General features: G+C 69.5%; 13 protein-coding genes and 2 pseudogenes. 9 read left to right on the top strand and 6 right to left on the bottom strand.

From position 1 onward, the window contains the following. The first annotated feature begins 63 nt into the window (after positions 1 to 63). The 3 genes and pseudogenes from KIV56_RS10065 (at position 64) to ccsB (ending at position 3,471) form a co-directional block, all read left to right on the top strand. Positions 64 to 714 carry a cytochrome c biogenesis CcdA family protein gene (locus KIV56_RS10065; RefSeq protein WP_281533342.1) on the top strand — a complete coding sequence of 217 codons (651 nt, stop codon included), beginning with the start codon at positions 64 to 66 and terminating at the stop codon, positions 712 to 714. Next, positions 698 to 2,389 (top strand): cytochrome c biogenesis protein ResB, encoded by a 1,692-nt coding sequence (resB, locus tag KIV56_RS10060; RefSeq protein ID WP_281533341.1) that lies wholly within the window; start codon positions 698 to 700, stop codon positions 2,387 to 2,389. Before KIV56_RS10065 ends, resB begins: the two co-directional genes overlap by 17 nt. A 51-nt stretch (positions 2,390 to 2,440) precedes the next feature. Further along, a pseudogene (gene ccsB, locus KIV56_RS10055) lies at positions 2,441 to 3,471 on the top strand (c-type cytochrome biogenesis protein CcsB). 99 nt (positions 3,472 to 3,570) lie between these two features. Here ccsB and KIV56_RS10050 read toward each other — a convergent pair. From KIV56_RS10050 to KIV56_RS10030, 5 genes and pseudogenes are all read right to left on the bottom strand, one after another. Then, on the bottom strand, positions 3,571 to 4,593 hold the full coding sequence (locus tag KIV56_RS10050) for an o-succinylbenzoate synthase (protein ID WP_281533339.1): 1,023 nt from the start codon (positions 4,591 to 4,593) through the stop codon (positions 3,571 to 3,573). Positions 4,594 to 4,815: 222 nt separating this feature from the next. Beyond that, entirely contained in the window at positions 4,816 to 5,079 is a 264-nt protein-coding gene (locus KIV56_RS10045) for a hypothetical protein (protein ID WP_281533338.1), read from the bottom strand. Next, positions 5,076 to 5,408 carry an ATP-dependent DNA ligase gene (locus KIV56_RS10040; protein WP_243010500.1) on the bottom strand — a complete coding sequence of 111 codons (333 nt, stop codon included), beginning with the start codon at positions 5,406 to 5,408 and terminating at the stop codon, positions 5,076 to 5,078. Before KIV56_RS10040 ends, KIV56_RS10045 begins: the two co-directional genes overlap by 4 nt. Positions 5,409 to 5,600: 192 nt before the next feature. Beyond that, positions 5,601 to 6,260, bottom strand: coding sequence for a sigma-70 family RNA polymerase sigma factor (locus KIV56_RS10035; RefSeq protein ID WP_281536120.1), 660 nt, complete (start codon positions 6,258 to 6,260; stop codon positions 5,601 to 5,603). Positions 6,261 to 6,432: 172 nt separating this feature from the next. Then, positions 6,433 to 6,627, bottom strand: a pseudogene (locus tag KIV56_RS10030) (hypothetical protein); the annotation flags it as partial. A gap of 380 nt (positions 6,628 to 7,007) precedes the next feature. Between KIV56_RS10030 and KIV56_RS10025 the strand changes: the two are divergent. The 3 genes from KIV56_RS10025 (at position 7,008) to KIV56_RS10015 (ending at position 10,553) form a co-directional block, all read left to right on the top strand. Then, positions 7,008 to 7,919: a 1,4-dihydroxy-2-naphthoyl-CoA synthase gene (locus KIV56_RS10025; protein WP_281533337.1), complete on the top strand. Its 912-nt coding sequence runs from the start codon at positions 7,008 to 7,010 to the stop codon at positions 7,917 to 7,919. 7 nt (positions 7,920 to 7,926) lie between these two features. Beyond that, on the top strand, positions 7,927 to 9,285 hold the full coding sequence (locus KIV56_RS10020; RefSeq protein ID WP_281533336.1) for an AMP-binding protein: 1,359 nt from the start codon (positions 7,927 to 7,929) through the stop codon (positions 9,283 to 9,285). A gap of 209 nt (positions 9,286 to 9,494) precedes the next feature. Beyond that, on the top strand, positions 9,495 to 10,553 hold the full coding sequence (locus KIV56_RS10015; protein WP_281533335.1) for a 1,4-dihydroxy-2-naphthoate polyprenyltransferase: 1,059 nt from the start codon (positions 9,495 to 9,497) through the stop codon (positions 10,551 to 10,553). Here the strand turns inward: KIV56_RS10015 and KIV56_RS10010 are convergent. Then, complete coding sequence (locus tag KIV56_RS10010) at positions 10,527 to 10,943, bottom strand: DUF4229 domain-containing protein (protein ID WP_281533334.1); 417 nt, start codon at positions 10,941 to 10,943, stop codon at positions 10,527 to 10,529. The two genes, KIV56_RS10015 and KIV56_RS10010, sit on opposite strands and share 27 nt — an antisense overlap. Positions 10,944 to 11,033: 90 nt before the next feature. Between KIV56_RS10010 and KIV56_RS10005 the strand changes: the two genes are divergently transcribed. The 3 genes from KIV56_RS10005 to KIV56_RS09995 all read left to right on the top strand — a co-directional run bounded on the left by KIV56_RS10005 (position 11,034) and on the right by KIV56_RS09995 (position 14,342). Further along, a complete protein-coding gene (locus KIV56_RS10005) occupies positions 11,034 to 11,552 on the top strand; it encodes a PLDc N-terminal domain-containing protein (protein ID WP_281533333.1) in 519 nt (172 codons plus the stop codon). Beyond that, on the top strand, positions 11,545 to 13,389 hold the full coding sequence (gene menD, locus KIV56_RS10000) for a 2-succinyl-5-enolpyruvyl-6-hydroxy-3-cyclohexene-1-carboxylic-acid synthase (protein WP_281533332.1): 1,845 nt from the start codon (positions 11,545 to 11,547) through the stop codon (positions 13,387 to 13,389). Before KIV56_RS10005 ends, menD begins: the two co-directional genes overlap by 8 nt. A gap of 77 nt (positions 13,390 to 13,466) precedes the next feature. Continuing rightward, the gene (locus tag KIV56_RS09995) at positions 13,467 to 14,342 is read left to right on the top strand and encodes a polyphosphate kinase 2 family protein (RefSeq protein ID WP_281533331.1); all 876 of its coding nucleotides are present in this window, start codon (positions 13,467 to 13,469) and stop codon (positions 14,340 to 14,342) included. The last annotated feature ends 181 nt before the right edge of the window (positions 14,343 to 14,523 follow it).

Here is a 14,523-nt window from a genome sequence, read left to right as displayed (position 1 = left end):
GCGATTCCCATCGCTGTCCTGGCCGGGCTCGTCTCGTTCGCGTCCCCGTGCATCCTGCCGCTCGTGCCCGGCTACCTCGCATACATCGGCGGGTTCACCGACGGCCGGTCGACGGCCGGCCGCGGCGACCGGCGCGGCCGGAACCGGCTCCTGGCCGGCGTTGGCCTCTTCGTGCTCGGCTTCACCCTCGTCTTCGTGCTGACCGGGGTCGTCTTCGGCGCCGCCGGGTTCTGGCTCAACCAGTACCGCGACCTCGTCACCCGGATCGCCGGCGTCGTCGTGATCCTGCTCGGGCTCGTCTTCGTCGGCCAGTTCGCCGTCCTGCAGCGCACGGTCAAGACGACCTGGCGCCCGCGCGCAGGGCTCGCCGGCGCCCCGCTACTCGGCGCGGTCTTCGCGGTCGGCTGGACCCCGTGCACCGGTCCGACGCTCACCGCGATCAACTCGCTCAGCCTCACCACGGGCTCCCCGTGGCAGGGCGGCCTGCTCGCGCTGTTCTACGCGCTCGGCCTCGGCATCCCTTTCCTTCTCATCGCGCTCGGCCTCAACTGGGCGACCGGGGCGGTGTCGTTCCTGAAACGGCACGTCCGCGCGATCAATCTGTTCGGGGGCGTGCTCCTCGTCGTCATCGGCGTCCTCATGGTGACCGGCGTCTGGAATGCCTGGCTCCTCGACCTGCAAGGAGTGATCGGCAGTTATGTCCCGGCCATCTGACCACTACGATTCCCCAGCGCCGGCCCCGGCGTCCGACGACGTCACCCAGCCCAGGCTGGGCCTTATCGGCTGGCTGCGCTGGTTCTGGCGCCAGCTCACCAACATGCGCACCGCCCTGTTCCTGCTCCTCCTGCTGGCGATCGCCGCCGTGCCCGGCTCCCTCGTCCCGCAGCGCAGCTCGGACCCGAACGGTGTCACCCAGTACTTCGCGGACAACCCCGACCTGGCTCCCGTGCTCGACAAGATCCAGGCGTTCGACGTGTACTCGTCGGCGTGGTTCTCGGCGATCTACCTCCTCCTGTTCATCTCGCTGATCGGCTGCGTGATCCCGCGCACGAAGCACCACTTCCAGGCGCTCAGGGCTCAGCCGCCCCGCACGCCGGCACGGCTCATGCGGCTCGCCGGATTCACCGAGCGAACGGCCCCCGCGGGCACGGATGCCGCGGCCGCTGTCGACTCCGCCCGCTTGCTCCTGAAGAAGAGCGGCTACCGCGTCGCCCTCTTCGACAGCGCGCCGCGCGGAGGCGCCCGGGAATTCTCGGCGTCGGCCGAGCGCGGCTACCTGCGCGAGACCGGCAACCTCGTGTTCCACTTCGCGCTCGTCGGCATCCTGATCACGGTCGGCTTCGGCAGCGGCTTCGGGTTCAGTGGCCAACGGGTGCTCGTCGAGGGCCAGACCTTCGTGAACACCCTGCTCGCCTACGACTCGTTCAGCCCCGGCCGGTTCTTCAGCGACGCGAGCCTCGAACCGTACAAGCTCACCCTCGACGACTTCAGCGTCACCTACGAGACCCAGAACCTCAAGGCCTACGGCCAGGCGATCGACTACTCCGCCGCCGTGAGCGTCACCCGCCGCGGCGAAGCCCTCCAGAACGGCGTCGTCAAGGTCAACGCCCCGATGCGCACCGGCGGCACCGACGTCTACCTGCTCGGCAACGGCTACGCGCCCTCGATCACCGTCAAGGACCCCAACGGGGTCGTCGTCTTCACCGACGCGGTGCCGTTCCTGCCGCAGGACGCGAACCTCACCTCGCTCGGTGTGATCAAGGTGCCGGACGGCCTCAGCGAACAGCTCGGCATGATCGGCTTCTTCTACCCGACCCAGGCGGCGAGCTCCACGGGCGCCTTCTACTCGTCGTACCCGGACCTCGAGTACCCGATGCTCACCCTGAACATCTACTCGGGCGACCTCGGGCTGAACGCCGGAGTGCCGACATCCGTCTACTCCCTCAACACCGACAAGATGACGCGGCTCACCGGCGGCAAGACCGGCGTGAAGTCGCTCGAGCTCAAGCCAGGCGAGACCCAGCAGCTGCCGAACGGACTCGGCTCTGTCACCTTCAACGACGCGCACCCCGGCGCCGCCGCCGGCGACTTCTCCGGCTCGGTGCTGCGCTTCGCGTCCTTCGACATCCACCACGACCCGACCCAGGTCTGGGTGCTGTCCTTCGCTGTTCTCGCGCTGCTCGGACTGCTGACGAGCCTGTTCGTGCCGCGGCGCCGCGTCTGGGTCAAGGCGATCGAGCAGGACGACGGAACGCTGACCCTCGAGTACGCGGGGCTCGCCCGCGGCGAGGACCCGGCCCTCGAAGCGGCCGTGACCGACATCGCAGACCGTCATGGGCGACTGCTGATATCCTCCACATCAGCCGTCCCGGCGACCGAACAGAATTAGGCTGACCACGTGAATCTCAACGAGCTCTCGATCCTGAGCCTCTACTCGGCGATGGCCGTCTATGCGCTCGCCTTCATTTCCTTCGCCTTCGACCTCGCGAAGCGCCCGCGGCCGTGAAGACCGCGGACGAAGCGGCGGGCCTCGCGGCCCTGGCCGCCGTCCCGGTCGGCGTCGGCGCGGCGAACGGGACGCAACCGGTGGGCTCGACCGCGACCCTCGATGGGGCGGCCCCTGCGGGCACGGTCGGTGCCGCGGCATCCGCCGGCACGATCGTCAACCGGATCAGCGCCCGGATCGCGAACGACGCTGCCACCCCGTACGGTCGCTCGAAGAGCCTGCGGATCGGCGTCTCGCTGACCGTGCTGGCCTGGGCGATCCACCTGGTGGCCGACGTGCTGCGCGGCTTCGCGGCCGGCCGGGTGCCGTGGGCGAACATGTACGAATTCGCCATGACGGGCACCCTGCTCATCGTGACCGTGTTCCTGATCGTGCTCACCCGTGCCGACCTGCGCTTCCTCGGCACCTTCGTGACCGGCATGGTGCTCGTCCTGCTCGGCATCGCTGCGCTGCGCTTCTACGTCGAGGTCGCCCCGCTGCCTCCGGCACTCCAGTCGGCGTGGCTCGTCATCCACGTCTTCGTCGCCTCGCTCGGCACCGGGTTCTTCGCCCTCGGCTTCGCCCTCTCCGTGGTGCAACTGCTGCAGTTCCGGCGGGAGGCGCTCGTCGCGAGCGCCGGCCGCGTGCGACTGCGCTTCCTCGCGACGCTGCCCTCGGCCGCGACCCTGGAGAACCTGGCATACCGGGTGCACATCATCGGCTTCATCCTCTGGACGTTCACCCTGATGGCCGGCTCGATCTGGGCCGAGAAGGCCTGGGGCCGGTATTGGGGCTGGGACACCAAGGAGGTCTGGACCTTCATCATCTGGACCATCTACGCCGGCTACATCCACGCGCGCGCGACCCGCGGCTGGCGCGGCTCACGCTCCGCGTGGCTCGCGATCGTCGGTTTCAGCGCGGTGATGTTCAACTTCGGCGTCGTCAACGTCTTCTTCAAGGGACTGCACGCCTACTCGGGCCTGTAGGCCTCACCAATTCGACGGAGATTTTGCGTTTCTGACACGCAGGAGGCCGGGTAAACCGGTTCAGTCCTGAAAATCTCCGTCGAATTCGTTCGGGGCGGGTCAGCCTGCGAGCGGTGCCTCGGGAGTCGCGGCGGGTTCGGCGGCGAGCAGGGCGTAGCAGCGGGTGAGGCGGGCGAGCCACCAGTCGCTCCGCTCGGCGGATGCCGCGTAGCGGTCGAGCAGGTCGGCGTCCGGCACGACGCGGCGCACGGGGATGCGTCCGTCGACGGGGAGCAACGGCTCGCGGGTGACGTCGGCGGCGAGCAGCGAGGCCGTGCCGAGTCCGCAGTCGAATTCGAGGCCGGGGATTGCCGCGGCGAGGTACGCGCCCATCGCGATGCCGACCGAGGTGTCGAGGGCGCTCGAGACGACGACCGGCAGGCCGGCCTGCTCGACGAGGTCGAGCGCGACGTGGATGCCGCCGAGCGGCGCCGCCTTGATCACGAGGATGTCGGCAGAACCGGTCGTCGCGACGAGCAGCGGGTCGTCGGCGCGGCGCACGCTCTCGTCGGCGGCGACGGGGATGCCGAGGTAGTCGGCGGAGCGACGGCGGATCTCGGCGAGTTCCTCGATGCTGGCGCAGGGCTGTTCGACGTACTCGAGGTCGAACTCGCCGAGGGCGTTCAGCGCGTGTTCGGCTTCGTCGAGGTTCCAGAGGCCGTTCGCGTCCACCCGGATGCGTCCCTCCGGTCCGAGCACCCGGCGCACGGCGCGCACGCGTGCGACGTCCTCTGCGAGGGTCTGCCCGGGGGCGGCGACCTTCACCTTGGCCGTGCGGCACCCGGGAAAGCGCTCGAGGACATCCGCCACGAGCTCTGCGTCGATCGCCGGGACCGTACTCGCGTTGACCGGGATGCTCTCGCGCAGGAGGGCGGGCGTCGGGGTCCAGCCGAAGTCGATCGCGGCGCGCAGCCAGGCGACGGACTCTGCGTCGTCGTACTCGGCGAACGGTGCGAACTCCGTCCAGCCCTCGGGACCCTCGAGGAGGAGTGCCTCGCGGGTGTCGATTCCGCGGAATCGGGTGATGAGCGGCAACGCGACAATGCGGGCCGTTCCGAGCAACTCTGCGAGTGGGGGAAGCATGGTTCCAGTCTGCCAGCCGGGCGCGGGTGCTTCCGACCGGTCGCCACGCGGGTGTGAGGCCGCGGGTGTGGGGCCTCGCGTGTGAGGCCGCGCGCCAGAACCGCCGCTTCGCGCCGGGCATGCCGGGCGCGGACGGGCGTACGTGGCGCGCGCGGGAGTGAAGGAGGCGCGAAGCGGCGCACGTGGCGCGCGGCCGGTACGCCGAGTCCGTCGCGCGGGAGGCTAGAGGGAGTCGTGGTTGAAGACGCCGTCGACCTCGAGGTCAAGGTCGTCCCCGTTGGTGGGCTTGACGTCGATGACCGCGAACGCGATGCCGGGCACGATCAGCAGGTAGGCATCCTCGAAGCGACCGCCGCCGCTGTTGACCGGCAGCCAGTATGGCTGCCCGGAGGTGACGGCGGCGGTGATCTCGTTGCGGATCGACTCCGCAGACCGACCGCCGAGGGAGTATTGCTGACCGCCATAGACGATGTCGACACGAATCATGGTTCGTCCTTCGTCGCGAGCACGGATGTCGGCCGGTGCGGCTCCGGGACGAGCTGCAGACCACCCGAGGAATTGGCGGTCAGCATGAGCGCCTCCACCCAGTCGCGGTTGAGGCTCGGCGAGCGACCGCCGAAGTACTTGAAGGCGAGCGGTATGGCCGGATGCAGCCAGATCGTGCTGCGGCCATCGCCTCCGGACGGGTCGTCTCTCCACGTGAAGTAGAAGCACTCCCCTCGGCGCAGCTTGGCTCCGATGACCACCTGGATGTGTGCCAGGATGCGATCGTCAAAGTCGGCCGTCACCGTCGAGTTATAGGTGAGCTTTCCCATGATTCCCTCGTTGGCGCGTCATACAGAATTATTGCTACAAAAACGAGACGTTGCCAATGCTCATTTCGGGGGGTCTCCCGGAGCCGTGGAAAAGTTCGGAGCCGTGGAAAAGTCCGGTCACGCCCGAACCGGGTTGCGCGGGTGCCGAGACACCCGCACAACCGGTCAGGGACGCACCAGTCCTGCTGCGAGCTAGTCGCGCAGGTATCGTTCGAGCCGGGGCACGTGCAGGAGGGCGAGCGCGCGCTTTTCGATCTGGCGGACCCGCTCCCGGGTGACGCCCTGGATGACGGCGATCTGGTCGAGGGTGCGCGGCTCGTCGCCGTCGAGCCCGAACCGGGCCTTCAGGATCGACCGCTCCCGCGGCGGCAGAGCGTCGAGGTAGAAGCAGATGTCCGCGGCACGCAGCGTGACCGTCGCGTACTCGTCGGGCTGGGGCAGGTCGTCGTCGATGATGAGTTCCGAGATGTCCCCGACGCCGTCACCGACGGGGGAATGCAGGGAGATCGGTTCGTTGTCGTACTGCAGCAGCCGCGAGACGTCGCGGATGGGGATCTGCGCCGCCTCGGAGAGTTCCTTGAGCGAGGGGTCGCGGTCGAGGGTGCTCGTGAGGTCGCGGCGGATGCGCTTGATCTTGTTGAGCTTCTCCGCGGTGTGCACGGGGATGCGGATCATCCTGGACTTGTCGGCCATTCCGCGGTGGATCGCCTGGCGGATCCACCAGGTCGCGTAGGTGGAGAACTTGTAGCCGGTCATGAAGTCGTACTTCTCGACCGCTCGGACGAGGCCGATGTTGCCGTCCTGGACGAGGTCCATGATCGGCACCCCGCGGCCTGAGTAGTGCTTCGCGATGCTGACGACGAGGCGGAGGTTGGCTTCGATGAAATGGTTCTTCGCCCGGCCGCCGTCGTGGGCGAGCCAGGCCAGTTCCCGGAGAGAGCTCGGGGTCGTCGACCCCGTGCGCGAGCTTCTCCGCGGCGAACAGGCCGACCTCGATGCGCCGGGCGAGGTTGACCTCGTCCTCGGCGCTCAGGAGGGGGCCCTTGCCGATGCGACGCAGGTAGTCGCCGAAGGCATCCGTGGATGCCCGGCTGTACCGGGAGGCTGCGGTGCTGCCGGTCGAACGCGCGGACGAGCCGGCCGGGTTGATCGAGGGGAGTGGGGCGCGATAGGAGTCTGGCGAATCGAACTGCTCGCGGGACGGAGCGGACGTGTTCATGGTGACGGTCATGGTCGTACCGCCGTTCCGATGGCATTCCGGTGTTTTCTGGTCGTGTCTGCTGGGGTCGTGCGGAACTCTGTGGTGCTCTGTGTTCGGTTTGCCACGTCGTTGTGGAGTGGCAGGTCGATTCGGGCTTTTGACTGTGTGTCTAGGTCGTTCATGACTACCTCCGGGTCTCACTCAGATCACAAGTACACATGGTGAAAATGGGGCGCTCAAGGGGGTTGACTTTGCCTCCACAAAAGGGGTATTTCTCACTTTTGTCGGCGTGTCGCTTGGTTTTCCGGGCCCCGGTGTGTGAGAGCGCGGCCATCCGGTCCCGCGTCGGCCGAGCAGTCCCGGGCGCCCGCGCAGGGTGCGCCGCGTAGGCTTGCTGCATGATCGAACAGGTGTCTGAAATCTTCGACCCGAGCCAGTGGCAACTCGTCCCGGGCTTCGAGTCCCTGACCGACGTGACGTACCACCACGACCTCACCGGGCAGATCGCGCGCGTCGCGTTCAACCGACCGGAGGTGCGTAACGCGTTCCGGCCGCACACTGTCGACGAGCTGCAGTCCACCCTCGAAGACGCCCGGATGAACCCGCGGATCGGCGTCGTCCTCCTCACCGGAAACGGACCGAGCCCGAGGGACGGCGGCTGGGCGTTCTGTTCGGGCGGCGATCAGCGCATCCGTGGCCGTGACGGCTACAAGTATGCGGAGGGCGACACCGCCAGCGGCATCGACAAGGCCCGCAGCGGTCGACTGCACATCCTCGAGATCCAACGACTGATCCGCTTCATGCCCAAGGTCGTCATCGCCGTCATCCCCGGCTGGGCCGCCGGCGGCGGGCATTCCCTGCACGTGGTCTGCGACCTCAGCATCGCGAGCGCAGAACACGCCAAGTTCAAGCAGACGGATGCAAACGTCGGCTCCTTCGACGCCGGTTACGGCAGCGCATACTTCGCCCGCCAGGTCGGGCAGAAGGCCGCGCGCGAGGTCTTCTTCCTGGCCCGCGAGTACTCGGCCCAGCGCGCCCTCGAGATGGGCGCGATCAACGCGGTCGTCCCACACGCGGATCTTGAGAACGAAGCCATCGACTGGGCCCGCACGATCCTGACGAAGTCGCCCACCGCCATCCGCATGCTCAAGTTCGCCTTCAACGCCGTCGACGACGGTCTCGTCGGCCAGCAGGTCTTCGCGGGCGAGGCGACGCGGCTCGCCTACGGCACCGACGAGGCCGTCGAAGGCCGAGACGCATTCCTTGAGAAACGCGATCCCGACTGGGGTCCGTACGACTGGCAGTTCTAGTCCCGCCGTGACACGGATGCTCAGGGTCGTGCCCGCCGATCGGCCGCTCGTCCTGCTCGACCTGCTTCGCGACGCCCTCGACGGGCGCGGGGACGCCCTGCTGCCCGTGCCTTCCCCCGCGCCCGACCCTGCCGTCTCCCGCGCCAGTTCCGCCGTTACGCGCCCGGCACGCCTGGCGCGAAACGGCGCACCTGGCGCGCGCGTCCCTGTTGCGGCATCCGTCTCGCCTGTGCCCGCGACCGTTCCTGCGACAGTTCCGGACGGAACGGCGGTCGTCATCGAGACGAGCGGCTCGACCGGCGTGCCCAAGCGGGTGCTGCTCGGCGCGGCAGCCCTCCGGGCGAGCGCCGCGGCATCGAGTGCGGCGCTCGGCGGACCGGGCCAGTGGCTGCTCGCCCTGCCTGTCCACTACGTCGCGGGCGTCCAGGTGCTCGCCCGCTCGCTCGCGGCGGGCACGATACCGTGCGTGCTCGCTCCCGGCCACTTCGACCCCGCCGCCTTCTTCGCAGCGGCAACCCGGCTGACCGCGCCGCTGCGCTACACCTCCCTCGTTCCTGTGCAACTCGCCCGCCTGCTCGACGCGGTCGACGCCGCTGGTGCCGCAGATCAGGACGCGGCCGCCGGAATGCTCGCACTCCTGCGCCGCTTCACCGCGATCCTCGTCGGCGGCCAGGCCATGCCCCCGGCACTGCTCGCGCGCGCCGCCTCGCTCGGCATCACCGTCGTGCGCACCTACGGCTCCTCCGAAACGGCCGGCGGATGCTGCTACAACGGCCGCCCGATCGGCGACACGGTGGTGCGCGTCGTCGCCGGCGAACTCGAGATTTCCGGCTCCGTGCTCGCCGACGGGTACCTCGACGACCCGCTGCGAACCCACGACCGCTTCACCGAGGAGAACGGCGTGCGCTGGTACCGCACCGGTGACCTCGGCGAGGTCGACGCCGTGACCGGCCTCGTGCGTGTGCTCGGCCGCGCGGACAACGTGATCATCTCCGGAGGCGAGAAGGTCTCCCTCGACGCCGTCGAACGGGTCGTGCGCGGCCTTCCCGGCTTCTCGGCGGCCGTCGTGGTCGGGGCGACGGATGCCCGGTGGGGCCAGGTCCCGGTCGTTGCTATCCCAGGGGCGCACGACACGGTGCCGAGCTGGTCGGGCGGCGAGGCCTCGCCCAGGTCGCGGACCGCAGTGCCGTCCCCCTCCCCGCAGGCGGTTGCGGCGCAGCTCGCGGTCGTGAAGGAAGCCGTCGCATCCGCGCTCGGCAAGGCGGCCAGGCCGAACCGCCTGCTCCTGGTCGCCGAGATCCCCGTGCTCGCCTCAGGCAAGCCTGACCGGCGCGCCCTGCAGCGCCTCGCCGAGACCGGCAGCTGACCTGTGGTTCACCGGCCTGCGCCGGAAGCCCCGCCTGGATCCCTGAACCCTGTGACCGTGAGGCCGGGCTGCCCGGCCGAGCCCACGACACACCCCGCGAGCACGGTGACGCGCCAGCCTGGAATCGGTCGCGCACTCGCGGCATCCTCTTATCAAGCGCCCGGTAACATGAAAACGTGGCACAGGGAGCGCGGCCGGTCAGGCCCAAAATGCAGCGATTGAATCCTTCGAAGACCCTCGGGGCGCCCGCGTCCGCCGGGCAGCCGGCCGGAAAGCAGACGGGGAAGCCGGCCGGGAAGCCCGCGGCCAGGCCCGCCAAGCCCGCCAACTCCGGTCGATCCGGCAACCCGGCGAAGCGGAACGGCGCAGAAGCGCACGGCCGCTCCGGACCGGCGACGGCCGGCGACTGGATCTCCGGCGCGCGACTTCGCACCCTTCCCCTCGCGATCGCCCCGGTCGCCCTCGGCACCGGCGCGGCCATCGTCGCGAGCGATCCGGGCGTCTTCCACCCGGTGCGCGCCGTGCTCGCGCTCATCGTGGCACTCTGCCTGCAGATCGGCGTGAACTACGCGAACGACTACTCCGATGGCATCCGCGGCACGGACGCCTACCGCGTCGGCCCGGCCAGGCTCACCGGCGGCGGGGCGGCGAGGCCGCGGTCCGTGCTCACGGTCGCCCTCGCCTTCTTCGGACTCGCCGCGCTCGCCGGTCTCGTGCTGGTCGTCCTGAGCGGCCAGTGGTGGCTGCTCCTCGTCGGCGCCGCCGCGATCGTCGCCGCCTGGTTCTACACCGGCGGCAAGCGTCCGTACGGCTACTTCGGCCTCGGTGAGCTCTTCGTGTTCGTGTTCTTCGGGCTCGTCGCAACCGCGGGTACGACCTTCGTGCAGGTCGGCACGGTGAACCTCGAGAGCTGGCTCGGCGGGGTCGCGATCGGCCTCATCGCCTGCGCCGTGCTCATGGTCAACAATCTGCGCGACATCGTGCCGGACAAGGCCTCCGGAAAGCGCACCCTCGCGGTGCTGATCGGCAACCTGCCCGGCCGCATCGTCTTCTGCGTGCTGCTGCTCGTGCCGTTCCTGATCGCGGCCTTCTTCGCGCTGTTTTACCCGCTCGCCTGGTTCGTGCTCTTTGTGCTCCTGCTCGCCCTCCCGGCGTGCCTGATCACCGTGACCGCGAAGACCGCGGCCGAGCTCATCCTGGCGCTCAAGCTCACGAGCTTCAGCGCGCTCCTGTACGGCCTGCTACTGGGCGCTGCTTTCGCGTTCTGACGTCGGTGATGCCGCTGACGCAGCGGTACTGACGGGCGCAGCGGATGCCGCGGGCGGCGCCGTCGACTGGGCTGCGGCATCCGTGGCCTCGACTGATGAGGCGGCGGCAGACGCGGCGGCCGCGTCGGCGGCGCGGTCGAGGGCGGCGTCCTCGGACTCTGCGTCCGGGTGCACGACCTCAGCGGTGGGGTGCCTGGCCGTGTACAGGTCGAGGGCTACCTGCTCCCTGGGCTTCCGCAGGAAGATGTACGACAGGCAGAGCCCGATCAGAGCCGCGACGATGGCGGAGACCCACCAGACGATCGAGAGCATCAGCAGGACCGCGAGGGGTACTGCGAACATGAGGATGCGGAAGACCGAGTAGCTCAGCCAGGACGGGACAGCTTTCATGCTTTCAGCATAGATTGTGGTTCCGATCGTTAGATTTGCCGACCTCTGCGCACTCACCGATCTCTCGGGTGATCGCCGTAGAATGAGCGGATGGTAAAGGTGTGGCTTGTCGTAGGAATTGCGGTCATTCTCGTGACCGTCTATGCGCTCGTCGAGTGTGTCACCTTCGATCGCGGCCGGATCCGCGGGTTGCCGCGCTGGGTCTGGGTTTTTGTGATCGTCCTGGTCCCCGTCGTCGGAGCCCTGCTGTGGCTGTTCATCGGCCGCGGCAGCAACCAGAGTTCGGCACCCGGTCGCGGCGCATCACGGCAACTCGCCCCCGATGACGATCCCGACTTCCTGAAGAGCCTCGGCCGTGACCGGCTCCAGGAGGAGCGGATCCGCCAGATGGAGCAGGAGCTCGCCGACCTCGACAAGCCGGATCCGACCGACAAACCCGAGCGACCGGGCAAGAGCCAGAACTCCGGTTCCGGCAAGGGACAAGCCGCCGGAAACGCCGGCCCGTCGACGGGCCCGTCCACCGGTCCGGCGAAGGGGCCCGCCGCAGCGGAGCCGAAGAAGACGACCGACCCTGGCGAGGGCGAACTGCCTGGCCGCCGGGATGCCTGACCCGATCCTGACCGACACCGCGGCCGTGGGCGGCAGCGTGCCCTTCGATAGTCCCGCGCCCTCCGGCAGCCCGGCGACGGATTTCAGCGTCGCCCTCCTCGGCGCGTTCGTGGGCCTCGGCGTCCGCGACATCGTCGTGAGTCCCGGTTCCCGCTCGCAGGCGCTCGCGCTGGTCGCGGCGGAACTCGAACGCCTCGGCCTGGTCCGCCTGCATGTGCGCATCGACGAACGCGGCGCCGGCTTCCTCGCGCTCGGCCTCGCCGTCGAGACCGGCGTGCCCGCCCTTGTGATCTGCACGTCCGGCACGGCCGTCGCCAACCTGCACCCCGCGGTGCTCGAGGCACATCACTCCGGGGTGCCGCTCATCGTGCTGACGGCCGATCGCCCCGTCGAACTCCGCGGCATCCGCTCGAACCAGACGACCGTGCAGACCGGGCTCTTCGGGGTGGCGACCCGGCTCTGCCTCGACGTTCCTGCCCCCGGTGCTGCCGCCGACGCCGCCGGTTCCCACGCGGCCGACGCCGCCCGTTCTTCCGACGCTGTCCGCGCTGCCGAACTCGCCGCCCAGGCGATGGATGCCGCCACCGGCCGCAGCTCGCTCGACCCCGGTCCCGTGCAGGCTCAACCTCGCCTTCCGGGAGCCCCTCTCCGCCCCCTGACCCTCGAGCGCTCCGCCGACACTGCCGCGAAAGCGGGTGAGCCGTCGGTGAGCCGCGGGCAGACCGCCGACTCACCCGCTTTCGCGGTGACCGGTGACGTGGCGGCTCTCGTTCTCGACGCAGGGCCGCGCACCGTCGTGGTCGCCGGCACCGGCGCGGGGAGTGCGGCAGAGGAGTTCGCCCGGGCCGGCGGCTGGCCGCTGCTCGCCGAGGTGTCGAGCAACGCCCGTTTCGGGCCGAACCTCGTGGCCGCCTACCGTGAGCTGCTGCAGGCCGAGGACTTCGGCGGGCGGGTCGAACGCGTGATCGTGTTCGGGCATCCGTCGCTGAGCCGGGAGATCCCGGCCCTGATCCAGAGGGACGACGTCGAGACGATCGTCGTGGCCCCGACCGGCGCCGAGTGGTACAACCCGGGACACCGGGTGCGCACGTTCGCCCGCGCGGCGCGCGTCGGGGCATCCGCAACAGCTGCGGCGGAAACCCGCGACGGCCGGGCCTGGCTCGGCAGCTGGGTGATGACGAGCAGGCGGGTTCTCGACGCGGCGACCGACGAAGCGGATGTCCCCTTCGGCGCCCACGGGATGACGCGCGCCGAATTCGCCGCCCTCCGCGCTCCCGTCACCCGCAGCATGCTCGTCGACGCCGTCTGGAGGGCCTCCTGGCCACACGACAGGCTGGTGCTCGGCGCGTCCCGGCTGATCCGCGAGGCGGACCGGCGGGTGCCGGGCAAGAAGATCTCCGTGCACTCGAACCGCGGTCTCGCGGGCATCGACGGCACCATCGCGACCGCGACGGGCATCGCGCTCGCCAGCCAGGCGTTCCAGGACGGCAGCGAGCCCCGCTCGACCGGCACGACCCGGCTGCTCCTCGGCGACCTCGCCCTGCTGCACGACGCCGGATCGATGCTGCTGGTCCCGGGTGAAGCGCGGGCCCGGCTGCAGGTCATCGTCGGCAACGACGGCGGCGGAACCATTTTCGACGGGCTCGAGGTCGCGGCATCCGCCCCACAGGACCAGATCAGCCGGGTGCTCTACACGCCGCACGGCGTCGACCTCTCCGCGCTCGCCGCAGCGTACGGCTGGGAGTACGTCCGGGCGGCGACCCGCAGCGATCTCGAGCGGGCGCTCACCGCGCCGCCGCTCGGACCGAGCCTGCTCGAGGTGCCGCTCACGCGCTAGGTTTTCTGCATGGCCTCGCGTGGGCCCGGCTGCACAGTGTCAGTCTTCCTGCAGTTTTCGACGAAGGGTGCATCATCATGAGCGGGCTCGACCACAAGTTCTGGGACTCAGACCCGATCGAGACGCTCCGCGTCGGCCCCGGATTCCGGCTCGCCGCCGTCGACCCCGACGCGACCCCCGGTTTCGACGGCGTCGCGAAGAAGAACGCCGACAAGGCGCTCGCCTCGGGTGTCGGCCTGCTCGATTCTCTGCAGGAGAAGCTCTACGCCAACAGCCGGGCCGCGGCTGATGACGGCGGTGGCCGCAAGGTGCTCCTCGTGCTGCAGGCCATGGACACCGCGGGCAAGGGCGGCATCGTGCGGCACGTCGTCGGGTCCGTCGACCCCCAGGGTGTGCGCCTCACCGCGTTCAAGGCGCCGACCGCGGAGGAACGCGCGCACGACTTCCTCTGGCGGGTACGGAGCCGTGTGCCGGGTCCCGGCCTGATCGGGGTCTTCGACCGCTCGCACTACGAGGACGTGCTGATCGCCCGCGTGCACGAGCTCGCTCCCGCCGAAGAGATCGAGGCCAGGTACGGGCAGATCCGCCAATTCGAGCAGGACCTCGTCGACGACGGCACCACGATCATCAAGGTCATGCTGCAGATCAGTTCGGCCGACCAGAAGGAGCGGCTGCTCGAGCGCCTCGAGCGCCCCGACAAATACTGGAAGTACAACCCGGCCGACGTCGACGAGCGGATGCGCTGGGCCGACTACCAGGCGGCCTACCAGCTCGCCCTCGAACGCACCTCGACCCCTGACGCACCGTGGTTCGTCGTTCCCGCCGGCAAGAAATGGTACGCACGCCTCGCCGTCCAGCACCTGCTGATCGATGCCCTCGAGCGTCTGAACCTCGACTGGCCGCCCGCCGCCTTCGACGTCGACGCCGAAAAGGCGCGCCTCGCCGCCACCTGACCCGCCCCATCCGCCCCGCCGTTGCCCGGCGACTCCTTCCGTTCCTCCCGTTTCTCCCGCGAGAGTACGAAATCGGCCCTTCTGGAGCCTTTTTAAAGGGCCATAAGTGCGCTCTCGCGGTTCACGGCGCTGAGCGCTGAGCGCTCAGCGCTCAGCTCTCAGCTCAGAGCGCAGGGGCGGG

The sequence above is a fragment of the Cryobacterium breve genome, from assembly GCF_027594785.1.
Classification (GTDB): Bacteria; Actinomycetota; Actinomycetes; order Actinomycetales; family Microbacteriaceae; genus Cryobacterium; species Cryobacterium breve_A.
The sequence above is the reverse complement of the archived record's forward strand: the minus strand, read 5'-3'. Positions and strand labels throughout refer to the sequence as shown.

Coding starts and splice junctions, on each gene's coding strand:
- KIV56_RS10010 (WP_281533334.1), bottom strand. CDS start 10,943: ATGAAAGCTGTCCCGTCCTGGCTGAGCTACTCGGTCTTCCGCATCCTC.
- KIV56_RS10015 (WP_281533335.1), top strand. CDS start 9,495: ATGCAGCGATTGAATCCTTCGAAGACCCTCGGGGCGCCCGCGTCCGCC.
- KIV56_RS10045 (WP_281533338.1), bottom strand. CDS start 5,079: ATGATTCGTGTCGACATCGTCTATGGCGGTCAGCAATACTCCCTCGGC.
- KIV56_RS10025 (WP_281533337.1), top strand. CDS start 7,008: ATGATCGAACAGGTGTCTGAAATCTTCGACCCGAGCCAGTGGCAACTC.
- KIV56_RS10050 (WP_281533339.1), bottom strand. CDS start 4,593: ATGCTTCCCCCACTCGCAGAGTTGCTCGGAACGGCCCGCATTGTCGCG.
- resB (WP_281533341.1), top strand. CDS start 698: ATGTCCCGGCCATCTGACCACTACGATTCCCCAGCGCCGGCCCCGGCG.
- KIV56_RS10005 (WP_281533333.1), top strand. CDS start 11,034: ATGGTAAAGGTGTGGCTTGTCGTAGGAATTGCGGTCATTCTCGTGACC.
- KIV56_RS09995 (WP_281533331.1), top strand. CDS start 13,467: ATGAGCGGGCTCGACCACAAGTTCTGGGACTCAGACCCGATCGAGACG.
- KIV56_RS10040 (WP_243010500.1), bottom strand. CDS start 5,408: ATGGGAAAGCTCACCTATAACTCGACGGTGACGGCCGACTTTGACGAT.
- menD (WP_281533332.1), top strand. CDS start 11,545: ATGCCTGACCCGATCCTGACCGACACCGCGGCCGTGGGCGGCAGCGTG.